This is a genomic window from Rhodopirellula sp. UH5, from assembly GCF_056839225.1.
Map to the genome: position 1 here is coordinate 5044353 of NZ_CM166390.1, position 17306 is coordinate 5061658.

Below are 17306 nucleotides of genomic sequence, written 5' to 3' on the forward strand. Positions count from 1 at the left end.
GGAAGAGGTCGCCGGTGTCAGGAGTCACGGCAGCAACGATCGCCACAATCCACTCAGCCCGCGTGATCAGATTGATTCGGATTTTTGGTTTTGGGTCATGAGGCAACGCCATCTTTTTGTGTCACGACATTTGCACCGGGGATTCGGTGAATAGACTTGGGCACTACGAAACATTTGTTCTTCAGCCATTTGAGGGCGTGCTAACACCGCCCTGCTTTCAGCATGTCCGACTCAGCCTATCGACGAATGCCCTTGATCACGGGAGCCAGCGGAATGCTCGGTTCTTATGTGGTGGCTGAGTTATTGCGGGGCCGGACGGAATGCGCGGTCTTGGTACGAGCGAAGGGCAAGCTCACCGCCGAGCAACGGATGGAGCAAATCCTCGGTCGATTCGAGAATGCTTGGCAAGTGTCTCTGCCACGTCCAAAGATTTTGGAAGGCGATTTGAACCGAGACAATTTGGGTTTGAAGGAGGAGTCGATTGAGTGGGTGCGGGCCAACTGCGATCGAATCTTGCACAGTGCAGCGAGCCTGAGCTTCCTGCCGGCTGACCCGCAGGGCGACAACGAGCCCTACCGAACCAACGTCGACGGTACCCGGAACGTCGTGGCGTTTTGCCAGAAGGTTGGAATCTCGCAGTTCCACCATGTCTCCACCGCGTACGTTTGCGGCAAGCGATCGGGACGCGTGAAGGAAAGCGAAGGAACGGTCGGCCAATCGTTTGCCAACGATTACGAACGCAGCAAGCTGATTGCGGAAGGGATCGTTCGCGAATCATTCGGCGAGTCGAGTCTCACGGTTTATCGGCCCTCGATCGTGATCGATCGAACGGGGTTGTCGCCGGTATCAGGTGATCGAACGATCTACGGTGCATTCTCGATGTACCAAATGTTGGCGTCGCGATTTGGTTTGCCCGAAGATGGGCAGTGGTTTCGCGACCTGGGGTTTTCAGGAAGCGAACGCAAGAACATTGTGGACGTGGACTGGATCGCACGAGCCATTTGCAAGGTGATGAGCACGCCTCGATTGCATGGCCGGACGTATCATCTGACCACACGCGAGGGCACGGCCATTGAGTCCTTGGACGCAGCATTTCATTCTGCGACGACGAAGTGGTTGCAGACTCGAAAACCAGATCGGCTGAAACGACCGCGGCAACTCAGCAGCGCATCGATTGGGGCAGGCAGCGAACGGCAAGAGTTGGATCAAATGGCTGGTCCGTTTGTAAAAACGTTTTTGCCATACTTTCGAGACGATCCCATCTTTGATCGTGCAAACATCGATGACGTGATTGCAACAACGCACTTGGACGACACGCCTGAGATCGGCAGTGAGGAACTGCTGCAGATGATCGGGAACTGGTCGGCCGTTCCATCGAAAGCACCCAAGGTGGCGAAACCGGCTTCCGCGACGGGGCAACCCAAGGCGAAACCAGCAACAGTCCAGCAAGGTGGCGATCCTGATGACTGCGTGATTTGTGGTTTTGAGGTTCGTTTGCCGGGCGGCGTTGATAGCGCACAAGCGTTCGAAGAGATGCTGTTTGAAGGTCGTTCGGTGATCGCGCCGATGCCGGAAGATCGCTTGAACCGCGAGTTGTACTTCGAGAATCAAAAAGGCGTTCCAGGAAAGACGTACACGCAACTTGGTGGCTGTGTTTCACCTGAACCATTGGATGCTGCGGTTGAGCAGGCGATTGGGTCGCTCGGGGTATTTGATCTGACGCATCGGCAGTTTGCTCAGGTCGCGGTGGCGGCGCTCAAGGCAGCTTCGGGGACATGCAGTTTGTCGTCCGCCTCGGCACTGCATCGCACATCCGATCGTTCGCTCGCAGTTGATCCCGTTCGGGCTGGCGTTTTTGTTGGGCACAGTGGTGGAACTGAGTTGGGCGGTCCGCTTGCCATGGCGACGATGGCAGACACGACGATGGAGTTGGTTGACCAAGTTCCTTCGCTGCAATCCGTCGATTCTGATTCGAGAAAACAGGTCAAAGCATCGATTTCATCCGCCATTCGTCAGGATCGGCCGCGGTATGAACCGGGGCATTCACCGGCTTTCAACGCCTATTCGGCGGCTTCTTTGGCCGCGCGATTGATGGGATTCGAAGGCCGTCGCGAGGTGATCGATGCGGCGTGTTCGTCGTCTCTGTTGGCGCTGCAGCATGCGGCGTCCGCCATCGAAGCGAACCGGTTGGATTTGGCGGTCGTCGGTGGCGCAACGTTCAACAACGTCGACAACTTGGCGTTGTTCTCGCAGTCAGGTGCGTGCAGCGAAACGGGATCGTTCCCGTTCGACAATCGTGCCAGCGGGTTGATCAGCAGCGAAGGTTATGTGGCGGTGGTCGTGGCTCGACGAAGCGTTGCGGAAACCAACGGGCTGCCCGTTCTGGCGACGTTGCGAGGTGTGGGTGTCGCGTCGGATGGCAAAGGCAAAGGTCTGTGGGCGCCGCGAAGCGAAGGTCAACAAACGGCGATGCGACGCGCCGTTGATTCGGATCCGCTCAACATTGATTACTTGGAGTGCCACGCCACCAGCACGCAAGTGGGCGACGCCACTGAACTGGAAAGTTTGACTTCGCTGTTGCGAGCCAACCAAAGTCAGCAGGGTGTGTTGCCGATCGGCAGCGTCAAAAGCAACCTGGGACACTTGTTGGAAGCGGCCGGTTTGGTCGGTGTGGTGAAGTGTTTGTTGGCGATGCGTCGCGGACAGATTCCACCATCGATCCATTTCGCTTTGCCAACCGAACGTCACGATTGGACTGACGCACCGGTTCGGATTGTTGACCGCGTGGAACCGTGGCAACAACGCACCTCCTCGGATGGTCGTGTGGCGGCGGTCAACGCGTTTGGTATCGGCGGATTGAATGCTCATGCGGTGATCGAAGAGAAGCCTTCGGTCCGCCATTCAACTTCTCAAACAAATCAAGAAGAGGAGCCGATCGCGATTGTGGGTCGTGGTGTGGTGTTGCCAGGTGCTGCCAATCTTCAAGCATTTCGAGAGTTGTTGCAGAGCGGTCGATCGGCAATCAGCGATCCGCCGGAAGGCCGATGGGTCGGCACTCGCAGCGGAGCTTGGCTTGGTGTGAACCCAGGTTCGGATCGATCGAGTTACACGACGCCACATTGCCGCGGCGGATACGTTCGAGATTTCAAGTTCGATGCTCAGTCGTATCGAATCCCGCCGAAAATGGTGGCCAATGCCAACCCGGCTCAGTTGATGCTGATCGAGGCGGTTCGACAGGCGATGGATGAGTTCGACGGCGGGCAATGGTCCGTTGATCGCGAGCGAGTCGGCGTGGTCGTTGGAACGATTTTTGGCGGCCAGTTCAGCAACGAGTTGCAAATTGGATTGCGGTTGCCTGAGATCACTCAGCACCTCCGCCGTAGCCTGGCATCGATGGGGTGGGATGATTCAAAAACAAATGTCGTTGCTGATGAGCTGCGAACGTTGACGCTTGAAAAGTACGGTGCTTTGCTGGATGAAACCGGCGGGTTCACGGCCAGCACGCTCGCATCGCGAATTGCGAGAACATTTGACTTGATGGGCGGGGCGTTCGCGGTCGATGCGGACGAAGCCTCCGGCGGGTTGGCGTTGATCACTGCGATGGAGCAGTTGCATGCCGGTGCGGTTGATTTGGCGTTGTGCGGTGTGACTCAACGGGGGATGGACTTGGTCGCCTTCGAGCAACTCGCACGCAAAGAGCAACTGTTGCCATCGGGCCGCCCGGAAGATTTGCCCGACGATGGATCCCAGATCATTCCTGGCGAGGGCGTGGCGGTTTTGACGCTTCAGCGTTTGTCCGATGCCAAGGCACAGGGGCGAACCATTTTGGGCGTGTTGTCCAAGCCGACCGAGGCTTTTTCGAGTGATGTGGTGGCGGCGCGAGCCGAATCGGCTCGTCGTTCCCAGATGCCAGGATTTATTTCTTCACAAAAGCTGGTCGGCCAAATCGGTCACTTGGGCGGCGGTCAGGGTATCATTCGTGCAATAGCGGCGACTTTGACGCCCAAGTTCAGCAGCGAGTCGTCTGCGAGCGTTTCAATTCCGATCGGAGAAGTTGCCGACGATGGATATCGGGTTAATTATAGTGTCTCCCCCCAAATGAACTATGAGCCGTCCACTTTGCCTACCGGCGAGACTCCTTTGATTTCGACCTCACTCGTATCCACGCCGCAGCCGACTTCTTCCGTGTCGACGCGATCGCTTGCCGACGCCTTGGTGAAGGAGTCGGGGCTTGGGTCGTCGGGAACGCTCGTTGTTCGTCTGCAGTGTGCGACCTTGGAAGGGTTGCGAGTTGCTCTGAGCGAGGTTGCCTCAGGAAAGTCGGCGAGCGAAAGCTGCGTGCCGGCGTTCACTTCCTCCTCTGTGACAGCCTGTCGAGCGGTCTTGTTGGGCAAAGACGACAGCGAGTTGTCAGCAGCGGCGTCAGCGGCAATTGCAGGGCCTATTCGTCAGCAAGTCTCCGGGGTTTTGGCAAAAAAGGATGGTTGGGTTTGGCTACCAAACGCTCGCTCCAGTGAGTGTGCCAGTCCACGTGTTGGTTGGTTGTTCCCGGGGCAAGGTTCGCAGTACTCGGCTGTTCCGACTTGGTTGGACACCAATGATTCATCTGCCAGCCGGGCGTTCTTGGACGGTTTCGATCAACAGCTGAAATCGCTTGGTTTGCCTGTGGTCTCGGATCGTCTGGACGATCCAGACTCGCAACTCGGTCGTGATGTGTGGTGGACTCAGGCGTGGGTGTTGGCAGTTGGTTCGATGTTTGCGGATTCGTTGCTGCGTCGCGGATTGCGTCCCGATGTGGTGCTGGGGCACAGCTTTGGCGAATGCACCGCCGCTTGGTGCGCTGGCGTTGTGACCACTCGGCAAGCCATCGAGTTTGCCAAGTCGCGAAGCGATAGCGTGGTGATGACGACACGTGAACGAGGTGAATTGTTGTCGGTTCGTGGAGCGCCTTCGGCGGTCGACGCTGCTTTGCAGGGTTCCGAAATTCGCTACACCATTTCGCACCACAACTCACCGCAGCAAACCGTGATCGCTGGTGACCCCGAGCAGATGACGGCCGCGAAAAAGCAATTGGCGTCTGCTGGCATGGCGTCGGTGGTGATTCCTGTGCCGGCTGCATTTCACACTCCCGAGATGATGCCAGCTCAAGAAATGCTGCGAGCTCGATTCACGGGCCAGAACGCGCGTCCGCCACGATTCGCGTTTTTGTCGGCGGTGTCGAATCGGTATTTGGCCGAGCCATCTGAGATCGTTGACAATTTGGTCACGCAGTTGACGCGTCCGGTGTGCTTCAGCGGTGCGACGGAGCGTTTGGTTCACGATGGTTGCGAGTTACTGGTTGAAGTCGGCCCCAACAACGTGCTGACTCGATTGGCCACCGCAACGGTTGCTCCGCACGTGCTCTGCATGTCGGCGGATGACCGCGGTCGCGATCCAAATCGTCAGCGACAATTGATCGAGTTGGCGTACGAGTCACTTGGTCAATCCACCCGTGCATCGAGTGAATCGGTTTCCAAAGCAAGCGCCTCCGTGGTGTCGTCACAAACTCATGTCCATCAGCCGAGCACGCTGACGGCGTCGCGGCCAGCATTCGAAGTCGTCGATGTCACCCGGCGGAGTCGACGTCAGCAGGAAGTCTCGCAGGAAGAGCCCCGTTCGGCATCTGCGCAGGACTCGGGCGTCAAGGCATCCTCTGCCGTCGCGGAATCCGTGACCGTTCATTCGGTCGGTAAGAACGGAAGTGATCATCGCAACGGAATGCAAAATGGCGATGTGGTTTCCAGTCCAATGCAGCCGATGGCAACGGTCACCACCGCGGCGAATCCTGTTGCCGACACCGGCACGCGAGAACGTCTGCAGTCCGCTCGATCGTTCTTGTTTGACCTCGTGGTCGATTTGACGGGGTACGACTCAGAGGTGATCGAGTTCGACGCGGACTTGGAAGCCGAGCTGGGTGTCGACAGCATCAAGAAGGCTCAGCTGATCGGTGAAATCGTTCAGTGGGGCAACTTGGAAGTCGACACGCAGTCCATGCGGTTGGCTCAGTTCTCTTCGCTCGACGACATCCTGCAACTGGTCGGTGATCCAGCAGGGCTCGAAGACACCGAGTTGGTCTCCGCTCCAATCGATGCACTCGGGCACAACGACCAGCCCGAATCCAATCCCACGGAGGACTTCAACACCACCGCCGAATCGTTGCAACGGTTGATGATCGACTTGGTCGTGGATCAAACCGGTTACGACGAAGACATCATCGACATGGACGCGGATTTGGAAGGCGAGCTTGGGATCGACAGCATCAAGCGAGCTCAGTTGCTGGGCGAGCTGGAACAGCAGTACGAGTTGCAATCGCTTCGCGAGTCGAACTTGAAGCTGTCGGATTTTCCGACGTTGTCTTCGATCCACGCGTTTGTGATGGAGCAGATTGGTCAGCCTGCGGACGAAAAAAAAAACGCCTCGCTGAATCTCAGTTCTGACTCATCCGAAGTGACGTCTCAGGCACCCGCCTCGGGGACCCATCGTTTCGTGATGCGAACGAAATCGGCACCGCGACGCGACGGGATGCCAGCGATGCGTCCACTGAACGGGGCCGCGCTGATTCTTGGCAACAATTCGGTCGCCGATGCAATCGCGAATCGGTGTCAAATGGCAGGTGTCCCGGTTCATCGCATCGCAGCTCAGCTGACTTTGACTGAACTCGATGCCGAACTGGATCGCGTCTGGTCTGTTGATGCCACGCCGCACCTTTTTCTGACCACGCCGCACGACGATGCGGCTTGTTGGACAACGTTGGACGCGGCGAGTTGGAAGCGGCGTCAATCCGATGCGCTCGCGATTCCCTATCGCGTTTGTCAGCGTTGGATGCAGCGAACGATCGATGAAGACCGGATGGCTCAGGCGTCGTTGGTCTCCACCTTGAAGATGGGAGGAGGGTTTGGTTTCGACGCGATGTCGGAATTGGCTCAGTCTTCCAAGCTGATTCATGGTCGTTCAGCCGAGTCCGGCGGATTGGCTGGTTTGACCAAAGCGATGTTGATCGAGGCCTGGATGCGTGGTTACCGCGACACGCCGATGTTGATCATTGATCAGATCGAGGCTGCGAGCCCGGATGAGTTGGCCGAGGGCGTGTTTCGTGAGTTAGCCGTTCCGTCCTACGACGAGGAAGTCGCGGTCGCCGGTGAGAAACGATTGGCAACGGAAGCTCGCTACTCTCCGCTCGATGTTTCATCGCAGATGCCTCAGGTCACCCCCGGCGGCACTTGGATCGTTGCCGGCGGAGGTCGTGGGATCACGGCGATGACGGCGATGGCATTGGCCGAACGTCACGGGTTGAAACTGCATTTACTGGGGATGGCCCCGGTGCCACACATCGACCCGTCCGTGCGGGAACATGCTCAGCGAGATCGAGCGGACTTGCGCCGATCCGAGATGGCGCGCATTCAGCGAGAAGGCGGCAACCCCGTCAAGACTTGGCGGCAATTCGAAAAGGCCATTGAGATTGACCTCACGCTCGAGGAGTGTCGCGAACGTTCGATTGAGGCCACCTATCACAGCGTCAATGTTTCGGACTTCGAAGCGGTGGCGGAGGTTGTTGCCAAAATCCGCAGCATGGACGGTCCTATCCGGGGTGTGATTCAGGGTGCCGGTTCCGGCCAAGATGCGCGGTTTGATCGCAAGCGACCCGATAAAGTGGCGCAGTGTTTTTCCGCCAAAATCGATGGCACGATCGCGTTGGCATCGGCGACGCAGAACGATCCATTGGAATGGTTCCTTGGCTACGGTTCGATCAGCGGACGTTTCGGTGCCAATGGACACACGGACTATTCCGCTGCCAACGAGATGCTTGCCAAGTTGATCGGTCGATTGCGACAGCAGCGTCCCGAGACGCGATGCGTGACCTTTCACTGGCACGCTTGGGGCGACGTTGGGATGGCGACCAAGCCTGAAGCCAAGTTGGCACTCGATATGATTGGCATGGAATTCATGCCGGCCGAAGAGGGGCTGCAGCACTTTTTGAACGAAGTCGAGCACGGTGGGGAGGAGGCCGAGGTGCTGATCACGGACCGCCGTTATGTTCGCAAATTCTTCCCCGCCGAATCGTCGCGAGCGGGGAACACGTTGCCCGGTCCCTCGCCCATGATCGATCCGACGGAACGCATGCCAGCGACAGCGCAAGATTCCTTTGCGGTGACATTGGACCCCGAACGCGATCTGTTTTTGAAGCACCACTTGGTCAACGGACGTCCCACGTTGCCGTTCGTGATGGCGATCGAACTGCTGGCCGAATCGGCTCGCTGGGGCACCGATCACAAGGTCATGCGTTGCCGTGAGGTTTCGGCCACCATGCCGCTCAAGTTCATGACAGACGACGCGATCGCGGTGGAGTTGTTGCGAGATCCGTCGGTGCCGAGCCGTTGGTCATTGGTCAGCGATTTGCGTCGCCGAGATGGTCGATTGGTCCAAGCTCAACGCCCGCATTTTGCAGCGACGATCGAGTTGGGTGACGACAGTGTTCCTGTTGTGTCGCCTGGCAACGACGAGATGCTCGAGTCTGCGGTGGAATTCGCCAGCGAGCAGGCGCCGATCTATCACGGTCCATCGCTTCAGTGTTTGCGGTCGATCGGATTCGGGAATGCCGACGCCGGTTTGTCAGGTGGAGATCCCGCGAAACGACCTCGTGCGGTCGGGACCATCGTCGCGCCCAGTCCCGCTCACTTGGCAGGCGAGGCTCGTCCGTTGTTGGGATGGGTTTTGTCGCCAGCCACGATGGATGCGGTCTTGTACGCGGCGGGCATGCTCGCTTACCGGGTTGCTGATCGGCCGAGTTTGCCAATCTCCTTTGATTCCATCGAAATCGGTCGCTTGCCTGATCCCGGCGAGCCATTGAAAGTTCACGTGCAGTGGGAAGGTGAGACCACGACGGGTTCTTCTGGCGGTTCCGACGGCGGCATGATGTCGGCGGTTTTGGTGGGTCAGAATCAGGAACTGATCTTGCGAATCGGTGGCTATCGAATCGGTTGGCTTCGCTAAGCCATGTATCACGCCACGACTTCGCAGCCGGCATTGTTGCCGTCGAACTGGTACACCGATCCATCGATTCATGATCGCGAGCGGATTGCGCTGCGTCAGGCAGGGTGGCAATTGGTCACAACCACGACCGAGCTATCGAAGCCCGGCGACTACCAAGCGCTGGACCGATTGGGCGTGCCGCTGATCGTTCGCAATCACGACGGCGAATTGGTGGCTGTGCGAAACGTGTGTGCGCATCGGCAGTGCCAATTGGTGACGGAAGGCGGCGGCCACGCGAAAGAGTTGAAGTGCCCTTACCACGGTTGGCAGTACGGCGGTGATGGACGCACTCGCAAGATTCCTGCCGCCAAGAATTTTCCGCACTTCGATCGGGAGCTCTATCGGTTGGGGAGTTTTCCGGTGCGAGTGGTTGGCCAGTTGGTCTTCGTGAATCTGTCTGGTGGAGCCAGTCAGGGAGCTGATGAATCGGATCTCGTTACGCTCGGCGACGATGATTGGGTGAGCGACTTTGCAGCGAACACGGATGCGACGTCGTGGAGGCAAGTTCTGCAAGAGGAACTGGAGTATCCCTGTGATTGGAAAATTCCGATTGAAGGTTCGCTCGAGAGCTATCATCTCAGTGAGGTTCACTCGCAAACGTTTGGCAGCGATCCAGGTGAAAGCGAGAGCACGCATGAGTTGATGGCGTGGGGAACTCGATTCCGCACGGATGCCCGAGACGATTCCTTTTTAGCTCGGATGGAGGAACGTGTGATGCGTTGGATGGTCGGAGAATTCGGGCCTCATTATCAGCATGTGCATGTGTTCCCAAATATCATGGCTTCGTTCACAGACACGATGAGTTTGGTCTATCAGATCACTCCCATCGGAATATCAACCAGCAAAATGACGGTGTTCGGATTCACGCGTCGCCCCAAACGCTCGGGCGTTGTCGGGAAGATGGTTGCGAACGGATTGGGACGCAGCGCCGCATCGATGGCTCGAAAGGTGTTGGCCGAAGATGCAGCGATCTTTCCACGGGTTCAGGCCGGAATGGATTCAGCCGGCGCGGCCGGGATGAACGAGAAGGCAAGTCGGATCTTTGGACGCTGTGAAGAGAGGCTGCATGCCTTTCATGTGCACTGGAACGCATCGATGAAGGCTGAGAGCATGAAGTCAAACAAAGATTCGTTGGAAGATCATCATGAATGAGGGATCAGGATCAAGTATGAAACCATTGGCGGATTTAGTTGGCAAGCGAGCGCTCGTTACCGGCGCCAGTCGTGGCATTGGCCGTGCGATTGCGTTGGAGCTGGCCGCTCGAGGTGCTTGCGTTGCGATCAACTTTTTAAAGTCCGAGGAACAAGCGGTCCAAGTCGCGACGGAAATTGCTGACTCAGGCGGAACGGTGATGTTGGTGCGAGCCGACGTCTCATCGAAAGAAGACGTGGAAGCGATGGTGGAGAGCGTCTCGCAGAAATGGGGCGGATTGGACATCGTGGTCAGCAATGCTGCGGCCGGCGGTTTTCGCGATTTGAATGACCTGACGCCCGTCAACTTCGAAGCGGTGCTTCGCAGCAATTCGGCCCCTGTGGTGTGGTTGGCTCAGGCGGCATGGAAGCATTTGGCGGTCGGGGATTCGCACGGGAAGTTGGTCGCAGTCAGCAGTCACGGTTCCAATTGGGCCGTGCCTCACTACGGAGCCATCGGTGCATCGAAGGCGGCACTCGAAGCTTTGGTGCGTCACCTCGCACTGGAGTTTGGAGACCGTGGGATCAACTTCAATTGCGTGTTGCCGGGCATCATTGCCACAGATGCCATCGCCAGCATGCCGGGTTCCGAGGGGCTGATCGAAGCAGCGAGCGAGCGAATGATGGTCGGCAAACGCCGCTTGTGCGAACAAGACGTGTCGTCCGTGGTGGCATTTCTGTGCGGCGAAGGAAGTGATTTGATTCAAGGGCAAACGCTCGTGATCGACGGTGGCGTCAGCATTCGCGTGTGATGCGAAGGTGGACCCAAACAAGTTTTCATGACAGATGTTTTTAGGCGATTGGGAGTCCGATGATTGACCCATTGATTCTTCGACGAGCGACGATCGCTCTCGTGATCCTGTTGGCAGGAATGGTTGCGTGGCAGGTGGTGAAGTCCACGTCTGAGCAGCCTACTGCGAGCAAGGAGCGTGACCCGAACGTGCCTGAGCTGAACCTCGGTAGTTTTGCGCAGCCGTCCTTCTCTTCGAAGTCAGAAGACGCTGCTGACGATGCACGCGGCGAACTGACCCTTCGTGTTGGCAAAATTGGATCTGCGCCGCGCCGCGATGAGATCACGGTGTTGAAATCATTGCCGGACTCGGAACGTGAATGGACGCGTGCCTACACAATGGCGAAAGCCAACGCTTGTCGGATCGTTGCTCCGGGGGCATCCGTCTCAGCGCCGCTGTCGATGGCTCGCACCGGCCAGCACGGTGAGTTGGGGCGATTGTCTGCGATCACGATTGGTTTGGAGATGGCGTCGCAAGGCCGTCAGAAATTGCCCGCCGTCACTCGTCAGCAGGTGGACCAGTACTTCGAGGATCATCGTTTGTCGGTCCAGCCGCAGATGTTTTACGACGAGCAAAAACGCGTTTACTTTGGCACCGATTGCGCGGCAGCATTCTTCGAAATTGAACGTCCCGGTTACACCATCGAGCCGGAGCCGATGATCAATGTGGCGGTCAGTCGATTTCGGACGTTGGGGATTGTTGGCATGCCGGAGGATTCTGGCGTGTTGCTGGGGCGGACGTTGGCATTGATGTTCGCATTCGAGAAGAGCGATGACACGGTGTCTGGAGTCGCCGATGGCGGTCGTCAGGCGTTGGAATTGATGCTCTTGCATTTGCCTCCGGAATCCACCGCGGATGACTTCAAGATTGAGGTCTATATCACCAGCGATGAGCGAGCCAGTTTGCATCGGTTGGACTTGGGAAACGAGGCGGTCAATTCGCCGCTCCCGACGATCTCATCGGAGGTTCGTTTCGACAAGATGATTTTGATGGGGATGTACCCTGCGGAACCCGTGGTCACCAAGATTCACTTCCGATCGGCCGGCATCCTGTCGATGGAAATGATCACTCGGCTTTCGCGAGGCACGAGTGAACGCACAGCGATGAGTCTGACGGAGATCTTGGATGAGTTTGGGAAGCTCTCGATGCAGTCGCCCATCGACACTTCGCCGAAGTACGAAGACGCGGAAGTGGCCGAAGCGGCTCGCCGGAAGTACGAACGTTTGCGGGCGATGCGGGAAGAGGTGTCGCGGGATGACGAAATCTCGATGCCATCCATGCGTCCGTTGATGACCGGCTTGGATGACTGAGCGACTTCGGAGGTGACAGTTCGAATCAGCGGGCGATGGCGCACGCGCGAAAGCGGAGTGGCGCAAAAAAACGGAAGCCAATCTGATATCAGACTGGCTTCCGCTCATGCATATGATTCGTCGTAGGTTTCGGGCTCAGCGATCGCCGCGGCCACCGTAGCCGCCACCACCGCCGCCGCCGTATCCACCACCACCACCGCCACCGCCGCCGTAGCCACCGCCACCGCCGCGGTTGCCACCGCCACCGCCGTAACCACCGCCGCCGCTGCGACCGCCGCCACCACCGTAGCCTCCACCACCGCCGCCGCCGCCACCACTGCGTGGCTCGCGAGGTCGAGCTTCATTGACCGTCACACCACGGCCATCAATTTCATGACCGTTCAGGTTTTCGATCGCGTCCTTGGCGCCTTCGGCATCCGCCATTTCGACGAAGGCAAATCCGCGACTACGTCCTGTCTCTCGATCCATGATGATGTTCACAGCTGACACTTCGCCATACTGTTCGAACGCGCCACGGAGTTCTTCTTCGGTGGCCTTGAACGAGAGGTTCCCGACATAAATGTTCGTCACTTATCTGATACCCTGCAAACCGTCACCAACGAGGCAAGATGCCTCTCGCATTCGGGCTCGTTTCACTGGAAAACGCTTCCAAAACAAACCAACCAACCCAAATGTGGTGCTCAACTGACTGCGCAGCGTGAACCATCCCGATACCCCAGTCAATCCCATCTTTTTGCCCCTCCCTCGGAATTCACGAAACAGTTCGAGAGCTCTCAAAACGGTTTCCACTGGGGTTTTGGACGGATCGCAACCCTTTCGCATCCCTCGGATTCCGCCGCAAACCCGAAGTCTTGACCTCACTTCAAGATACGTTCCGCAGTCCGTTTGGATGCTGCGATGACCGGGGCGATCCCAACGCCGCCTAGTGCATTTGTGTTCAGGTGCAAGCCTGGGAGGGATTCGATTGCGGTTCGAATCTGCTGGGCTTTGTCCAAGTGGCCGACCTCGTACTGTGGCATCGCATTGTTCCAACGCACCACTTGCACCACCGCAGCGATGTCCTTGAGTGGCTGAGTTTGGTCCAGTCCGATCAGGTCACCCAGTTCGGCTCGAACGATCTCGGTGATCTCGTCGTCACTGTGTTCCAGGATTTCGGGTTGCAGCATGCCGCCGACAAACGCCCGCACAATCACGTAGTCATCGGGAGCTCGCTGGGGAAATTTGGTGCTCGCGAAACTGCCTGCCAGGACGCGGCGGTTCTCTTTGGGAGGGACCACAAACCCAAACGTGGTTGGGAACCGTTGGATGCAATCACGCCGAACTGCCATGACCACAATCGCCGTGGAAGCAAACGGAATTGAGCGAAGCGTGGACGCGGCTTCATCGCTGAGTGGTTGCAGTAGGTTCGCCGCGATGTGCGCGGGCGTTGAAACAACCACTTGATCAAACTCTTGGGGTGATGGGCTGTTGTCGACGGATTCGATCTCCAGTCGATAGCGACGATCCGCAAGCGGGACGATCGAGCGAACGGCCGTGTTCAAGCGAATGTTCTCACGCCCAGCGAAATCGGCGAGCGTGTCGATCCATTGCTTCATGCCATTGGGAAACGCTCGAAACTTCTCGTAGCGAGCGCCACTGCTGGCTTGCTCGGTGGAGTCCTCCCCGGTTCGGATCCGTCGCAACGTTGCCTTGGCAAGCGAACCGTCGTTGGTCTCCATGTCCCAGATCGGTTTCATCGTTGCCGCCATGCTGAGGCGATCGACATCGGCGGTGTAGATGCCGGCGACCAAGGGCGCAACGATGTTGTCGAGGCATTCTTCGCCGAGTCGACGACGGACAAACGATCCCACGCTCTCGTCGGTCACGCTGTCATCGCGGCGAGGAATCAAACGTTCTCGCAGCAAGCGAAATTTGCCTGAGAGGCTCAGCAGCGATGTCGTCAGCATCGACCCAAGTTTGGTCGGACGCATCAACACAAAGCCTTCCGGGATCGGAATCAACTGATTGCCTCGAGCGATCATGGCACCGCGACCGAGCGGATTGGGACGCAGGAGCTGATCCGCAACGCCGAGTTGTTCGCAAAGATCAATCGCTGCCGGCGGTGCGGTCGCAAACATGTCCGCCCCATGATCGATCACAAAGGTGCGGCCCTGGTCGTCGGTCAGCGTCTCGGTGTGAATCACGCCTCCGAGTCGCTCAGCGGCTTCAAAGAGTGTGATTTGGGGAAGAGGCTTGTTCTGCTTTTGAGCTAGCAAACGCAGGTGAGCGGCGGTGGACAATCCTGACAGTCCGCCACCGATGATCGCAATTTTCATCGATTCATTGGGCTCATTGATTCATCGGTTCCATGCCGTAGCTCGGACCGCTTTGGTCCATGCTTCCGTCTTCCATCATGGGTTCGCCGTAGCTGGGGTCCATGCCCATGTTCATGTCGTCGTACCCAGGTTCGCCGCTGCCGTAACCAGAGTTGCCGTAGCCTGACATCCCGTTCTGGTTTCGACCACCGCCCATGTTCGCCATGGCGCTGAACATGCTGATCATGGGCTGGACGGTTGCGATCATTTGTTCAGAAGCTTCGTGGAAGGCGGTGGCGTCGGCCGCGGATTCGAGCGGCTGCAAGAACGTCTCGAACATTTGAGTGGATTGCTGAATGGTGCTCGACGCCATCGGATTCATGCTGCCGGAGTTTTGAGCCAATTCGGCCATGCTGGTTCCTCCGTCAGCCATCGCTTCGAGCTTCTGCGTTTGTTCTTCCACCCACTTCGGGAAGTGATCCGCCAAGGCTTTGGGAATCCAGTAGCCCTCCACTCGAACCATTTCATGCGTTGGGCCGCGGTTGGGACGCCGTTGGCCGGGTTGTTGGCTGCCTGAACCGGCACGCTGGATTGTCGCGGTGTCCTCTTGGAAACTGGCGACTTCCCACTGAGGGTCCGAAGAGGCAAAGGCCTGAGTCAGTTGGCGGAAGTAAGGAGCCACTGATTCGCTTCGATCCCGGACCCAATTGGTGAATCCCTTTTGCCGGATGTTGTCAGGTGTCATCGCATCGTCTGCCAAGCCCGAACGAAGCGCATTGGCAATCGGCAGGATCAATTCGTCAAACGCTTCATTGAAGGCGCTGGGAGAATTGGGATCGCCCGAGGCCAATCGGGGATGCGATTGAATCCAATTTTGGCGAGTCACGATCAGGTCGACCAAACGGTACAGACGCTCGTTGCCTTGGTTCCATTCGTTGGCATCGATCTTTTGCATTGCCAGATCAACCAGTTGATCGAGCTCGCTGCGGAACGAGGGGGGCAGCGCGTCAACGACAACGGCCAAATGTCCTTCGCGAATTTGGGATTGGATCTGTTCGATCGCTTCGTCGATGGGCAGATTGGGAGCCAGCGGTTGGTACGCGGGCGGCGCTGGTGGCGTGGGCAGTGGATCCGGAGCGGCGGCGGATTCCGCGTCAGCGACTTGGCGAAGTTCTTCGCTCAGCGATTGGCGTTGTTCCTTCAATCGAGTCGCGATCTCTTCCGCCTGAATCCGACTTTCGGCGATCAGCGATTTCATCGGGACGCTGACTCGTTGTCCGCTGGACATCAGCAGGATGACGTTGTCGTTCCACAGCCCCACCATCTGGGCTTGGATGGTGCGATTGCCTGTGAGGCTGGTCCAGTTTTCCGCAGGCAAACTCGACGGCGTCCCCAGCGTGATGCCAAAGGTGACCGAGAGGCCAATTGTGATTGATCGGATCGAGAGTCGATGCGGAAGTTGCCGAAAGAAGACTTGGCGATCAAACATGATCGAAGGTCCGAATGATAAGGTGAGGCGGTGAAGTCGCGAAGTCGAGACGGACGAACTCAGTCGTGGTGGTTGCGATGTGAACACTGCCACGCCGCCCGACCCCATCCACTATAGTAACTCAGGCGGGCGGGGTCGCCGACGTGAAAAAGGCATCTGGGAGTTGAAAACGAAATGGATGAACAGGGCTACCCGGACGAGGAAGAGAGGCAGCGGCTTCGCGAGCAGCATTACAACGCGACGATCGTCAAACGGATGGACCTGACCGAGGATCTGGCTCGGTATCGGATCCAGTGCGACGAGCCGGTGATGCCATTTGAACCCGGGCAGTATGTCGCCATCGGGCTGGGGAACTGGGAACCTCGACTGCGAGGCACTCAGGCCGAAGACGTCCCTGTTAAAAAGTCGCGGAAACTGGTGCGCCGAGCGTATTCGATTTCATGTCCGATGCTGCATGATGCCGACTCGCCAAAGGCGGGAGAACTGGCGCCGGTCGATCAGATCGACTACCTGGAGTTCTACATCACATTGGTCCGCCACGGAGCGACCTCTGCGAGCAAGCCGCCGGCACTCACGCCGCGACTATTTGGCAAGGGAGAAGGCGACCGAATTTGTGTCGAACGGAAAATCACGGGACGATATCTGTTGGGGGACATTCCCCTGAACGAGAACGTCTTGATGCTCGGAACCGGCACGGGGGAGGCACCTCACAATGCGATGGCGACCACGTTGTTGTCACGCGGGCATCTCGGGAAAATCGTCATCGCAACCAGCGTCCGCTACTGCTCCGATATCGCCTACCAAAGCGAGCACGACGAGTTGATGCGTCGATTCCCGAACTATTGCTACCTGCCGCTGACGACTCGCGAACCCAAGAATTTAGAACCCGACCGACCGGACTACGTCGGAAAACAGTATCTGCAAACGATGTTCACCTCTGGCAAGTTGGCCGAGCTTGTCGGTGATCCGCTCGCTCCCACCAACACGCACGTGTTCTTGTGTGGCAACCCAGACATGATCGGCTATGTGCCGCCCGGCGGTGAGATTCCCGATCAGCCCGGAATGCTGCCTTTGCTGAGAGCCGCCGGTTTTCATGATGCCACAGAAACACCTGGTCCCGGCACCATTCGATTCGAAAAGTATTGGTAAGCTAGCTCGTTCCG

The 17306-nt window shown here is 57.8% G+C and carries 8 protein-coding genes; 5 read left to right on the top strand and 3 right to left on the bottom strand.

What is annotated here, in order from left to right; genetic code table 11:
* Positions 1 to 222 precede the first annotated feature (222 nt).
* From UH5x_RS17770 to UH5x_RS17785, 4 genes are read left to right on the top strand one after another with little or no spacing between them, the layout of a single operon-like run.
* A complete protein-coding gene (locus tag UH5x_RS17770; protein ID WP_482633207.1) occupies positions 223 to 9030 on the top strand; it encodes a beta-ketoacyl synthase N-terminal-like domain-containing protein in 8808 nt (2935 codons plus the stop codon).
* Positions 9031 to 9033: 3 nt separating this feature from the next.
* The gene (locus UH5x_RS17775; protein WP_482633208.1) at positions 9034 to 10221 is read left to right on the top strand and encodes an aromatic ring-hydroxylating oxygenase subunit alpha; all 1188 of its coding nucleotides are present in this window, start codon (positions 9034 to 9036) and stop codon (positions 10219 to 10221) included.
* 16 nt (positions 10222 to 10237) lie between these two features.
* Positions 10238 to 11011, top strand: coding sequence for an SDR family oxidoreductase (locus UH5x_RS17780; protein ID WP_482633209.1), 774 nt, complete (start codon positions 10238 to 10240; stop codon positions 11009 to 11011).
* Positions 11012 to 11070: 59 nt separating this feature from the next.
* A complete protein-coding gene (locus UH5x_RS17785; RefSeq protein ID WP_482633210.1) occupies positions 11071 to 12360 on the top strand; it encodes a hypothetical protein in 1290 nt (429 codons plus the stop codon).
* 135 nt (positions 12361 to 12495) lie between these two features.
* Here UH5x_RS17785 and UH5x_RS17790 read toward each other — a convergent pair whose 3' ends face one another.
* The 3 genes from UH5x_RS17790 to UH5x_RS17800 all read right to left on the bottom strand — a co-directional run bounded on the left by UH5x_RS17790 (position 12496) and on the right by UH5x_RS17800 (position 16143).
* Positions 12496 to 12930, bottom strand: coding sequence for an RNA recognition motif domain-containing protein (locus UH5x_RS17790; RefSeq protein ID WP_482633211.1), 435 nt, complete (start codon positions 12928 to 12930; stop codon positions 12496 to 12498).
* A gap of 287 nt (positions 12931 to 13217) precedes the next feature.
* On the bottom strand, positions 13218 to 14675 hold the full coding sequence (gene hemG / locus UH5x_RS17795) for a protoporphyrinogen oxidase (protein WP_482633212.1): 1458 nt from the start codon (positions 14673 to 14675) through the stop codon (positions 13218 to 13220).
* Positions 14676 to 14688: 13 nt separating this feature from the next.
* Positions 14689 to 16143, bottom strand: a complete 1455-nt coding sequence (locus UH5x_RS17800) for a hypothetical protein (RefSeq protein ID WP_482633213.1) — start codon at positions 16141 to 16143, stop codon at positions 14689 to 14691.
* A gap of 174 nt (positions 16144 to 16317) precedes the next feature.
* On the opposite strand from UH5x_RS17800, the gene UH5x_RS17805 reads away from it, so the two are divergent.
* Entirely contained in the window at positions 16318 to 17292 is a 975-nt protein-coding gene (locus UH5x_RS17805; protein ID WP_047816579.1) for a ferredoxin--NADP reductase, read from the top strand.
* The last annotated feature ends 14 nt before the right edge of the window (positions 17293 to 17306 follow it).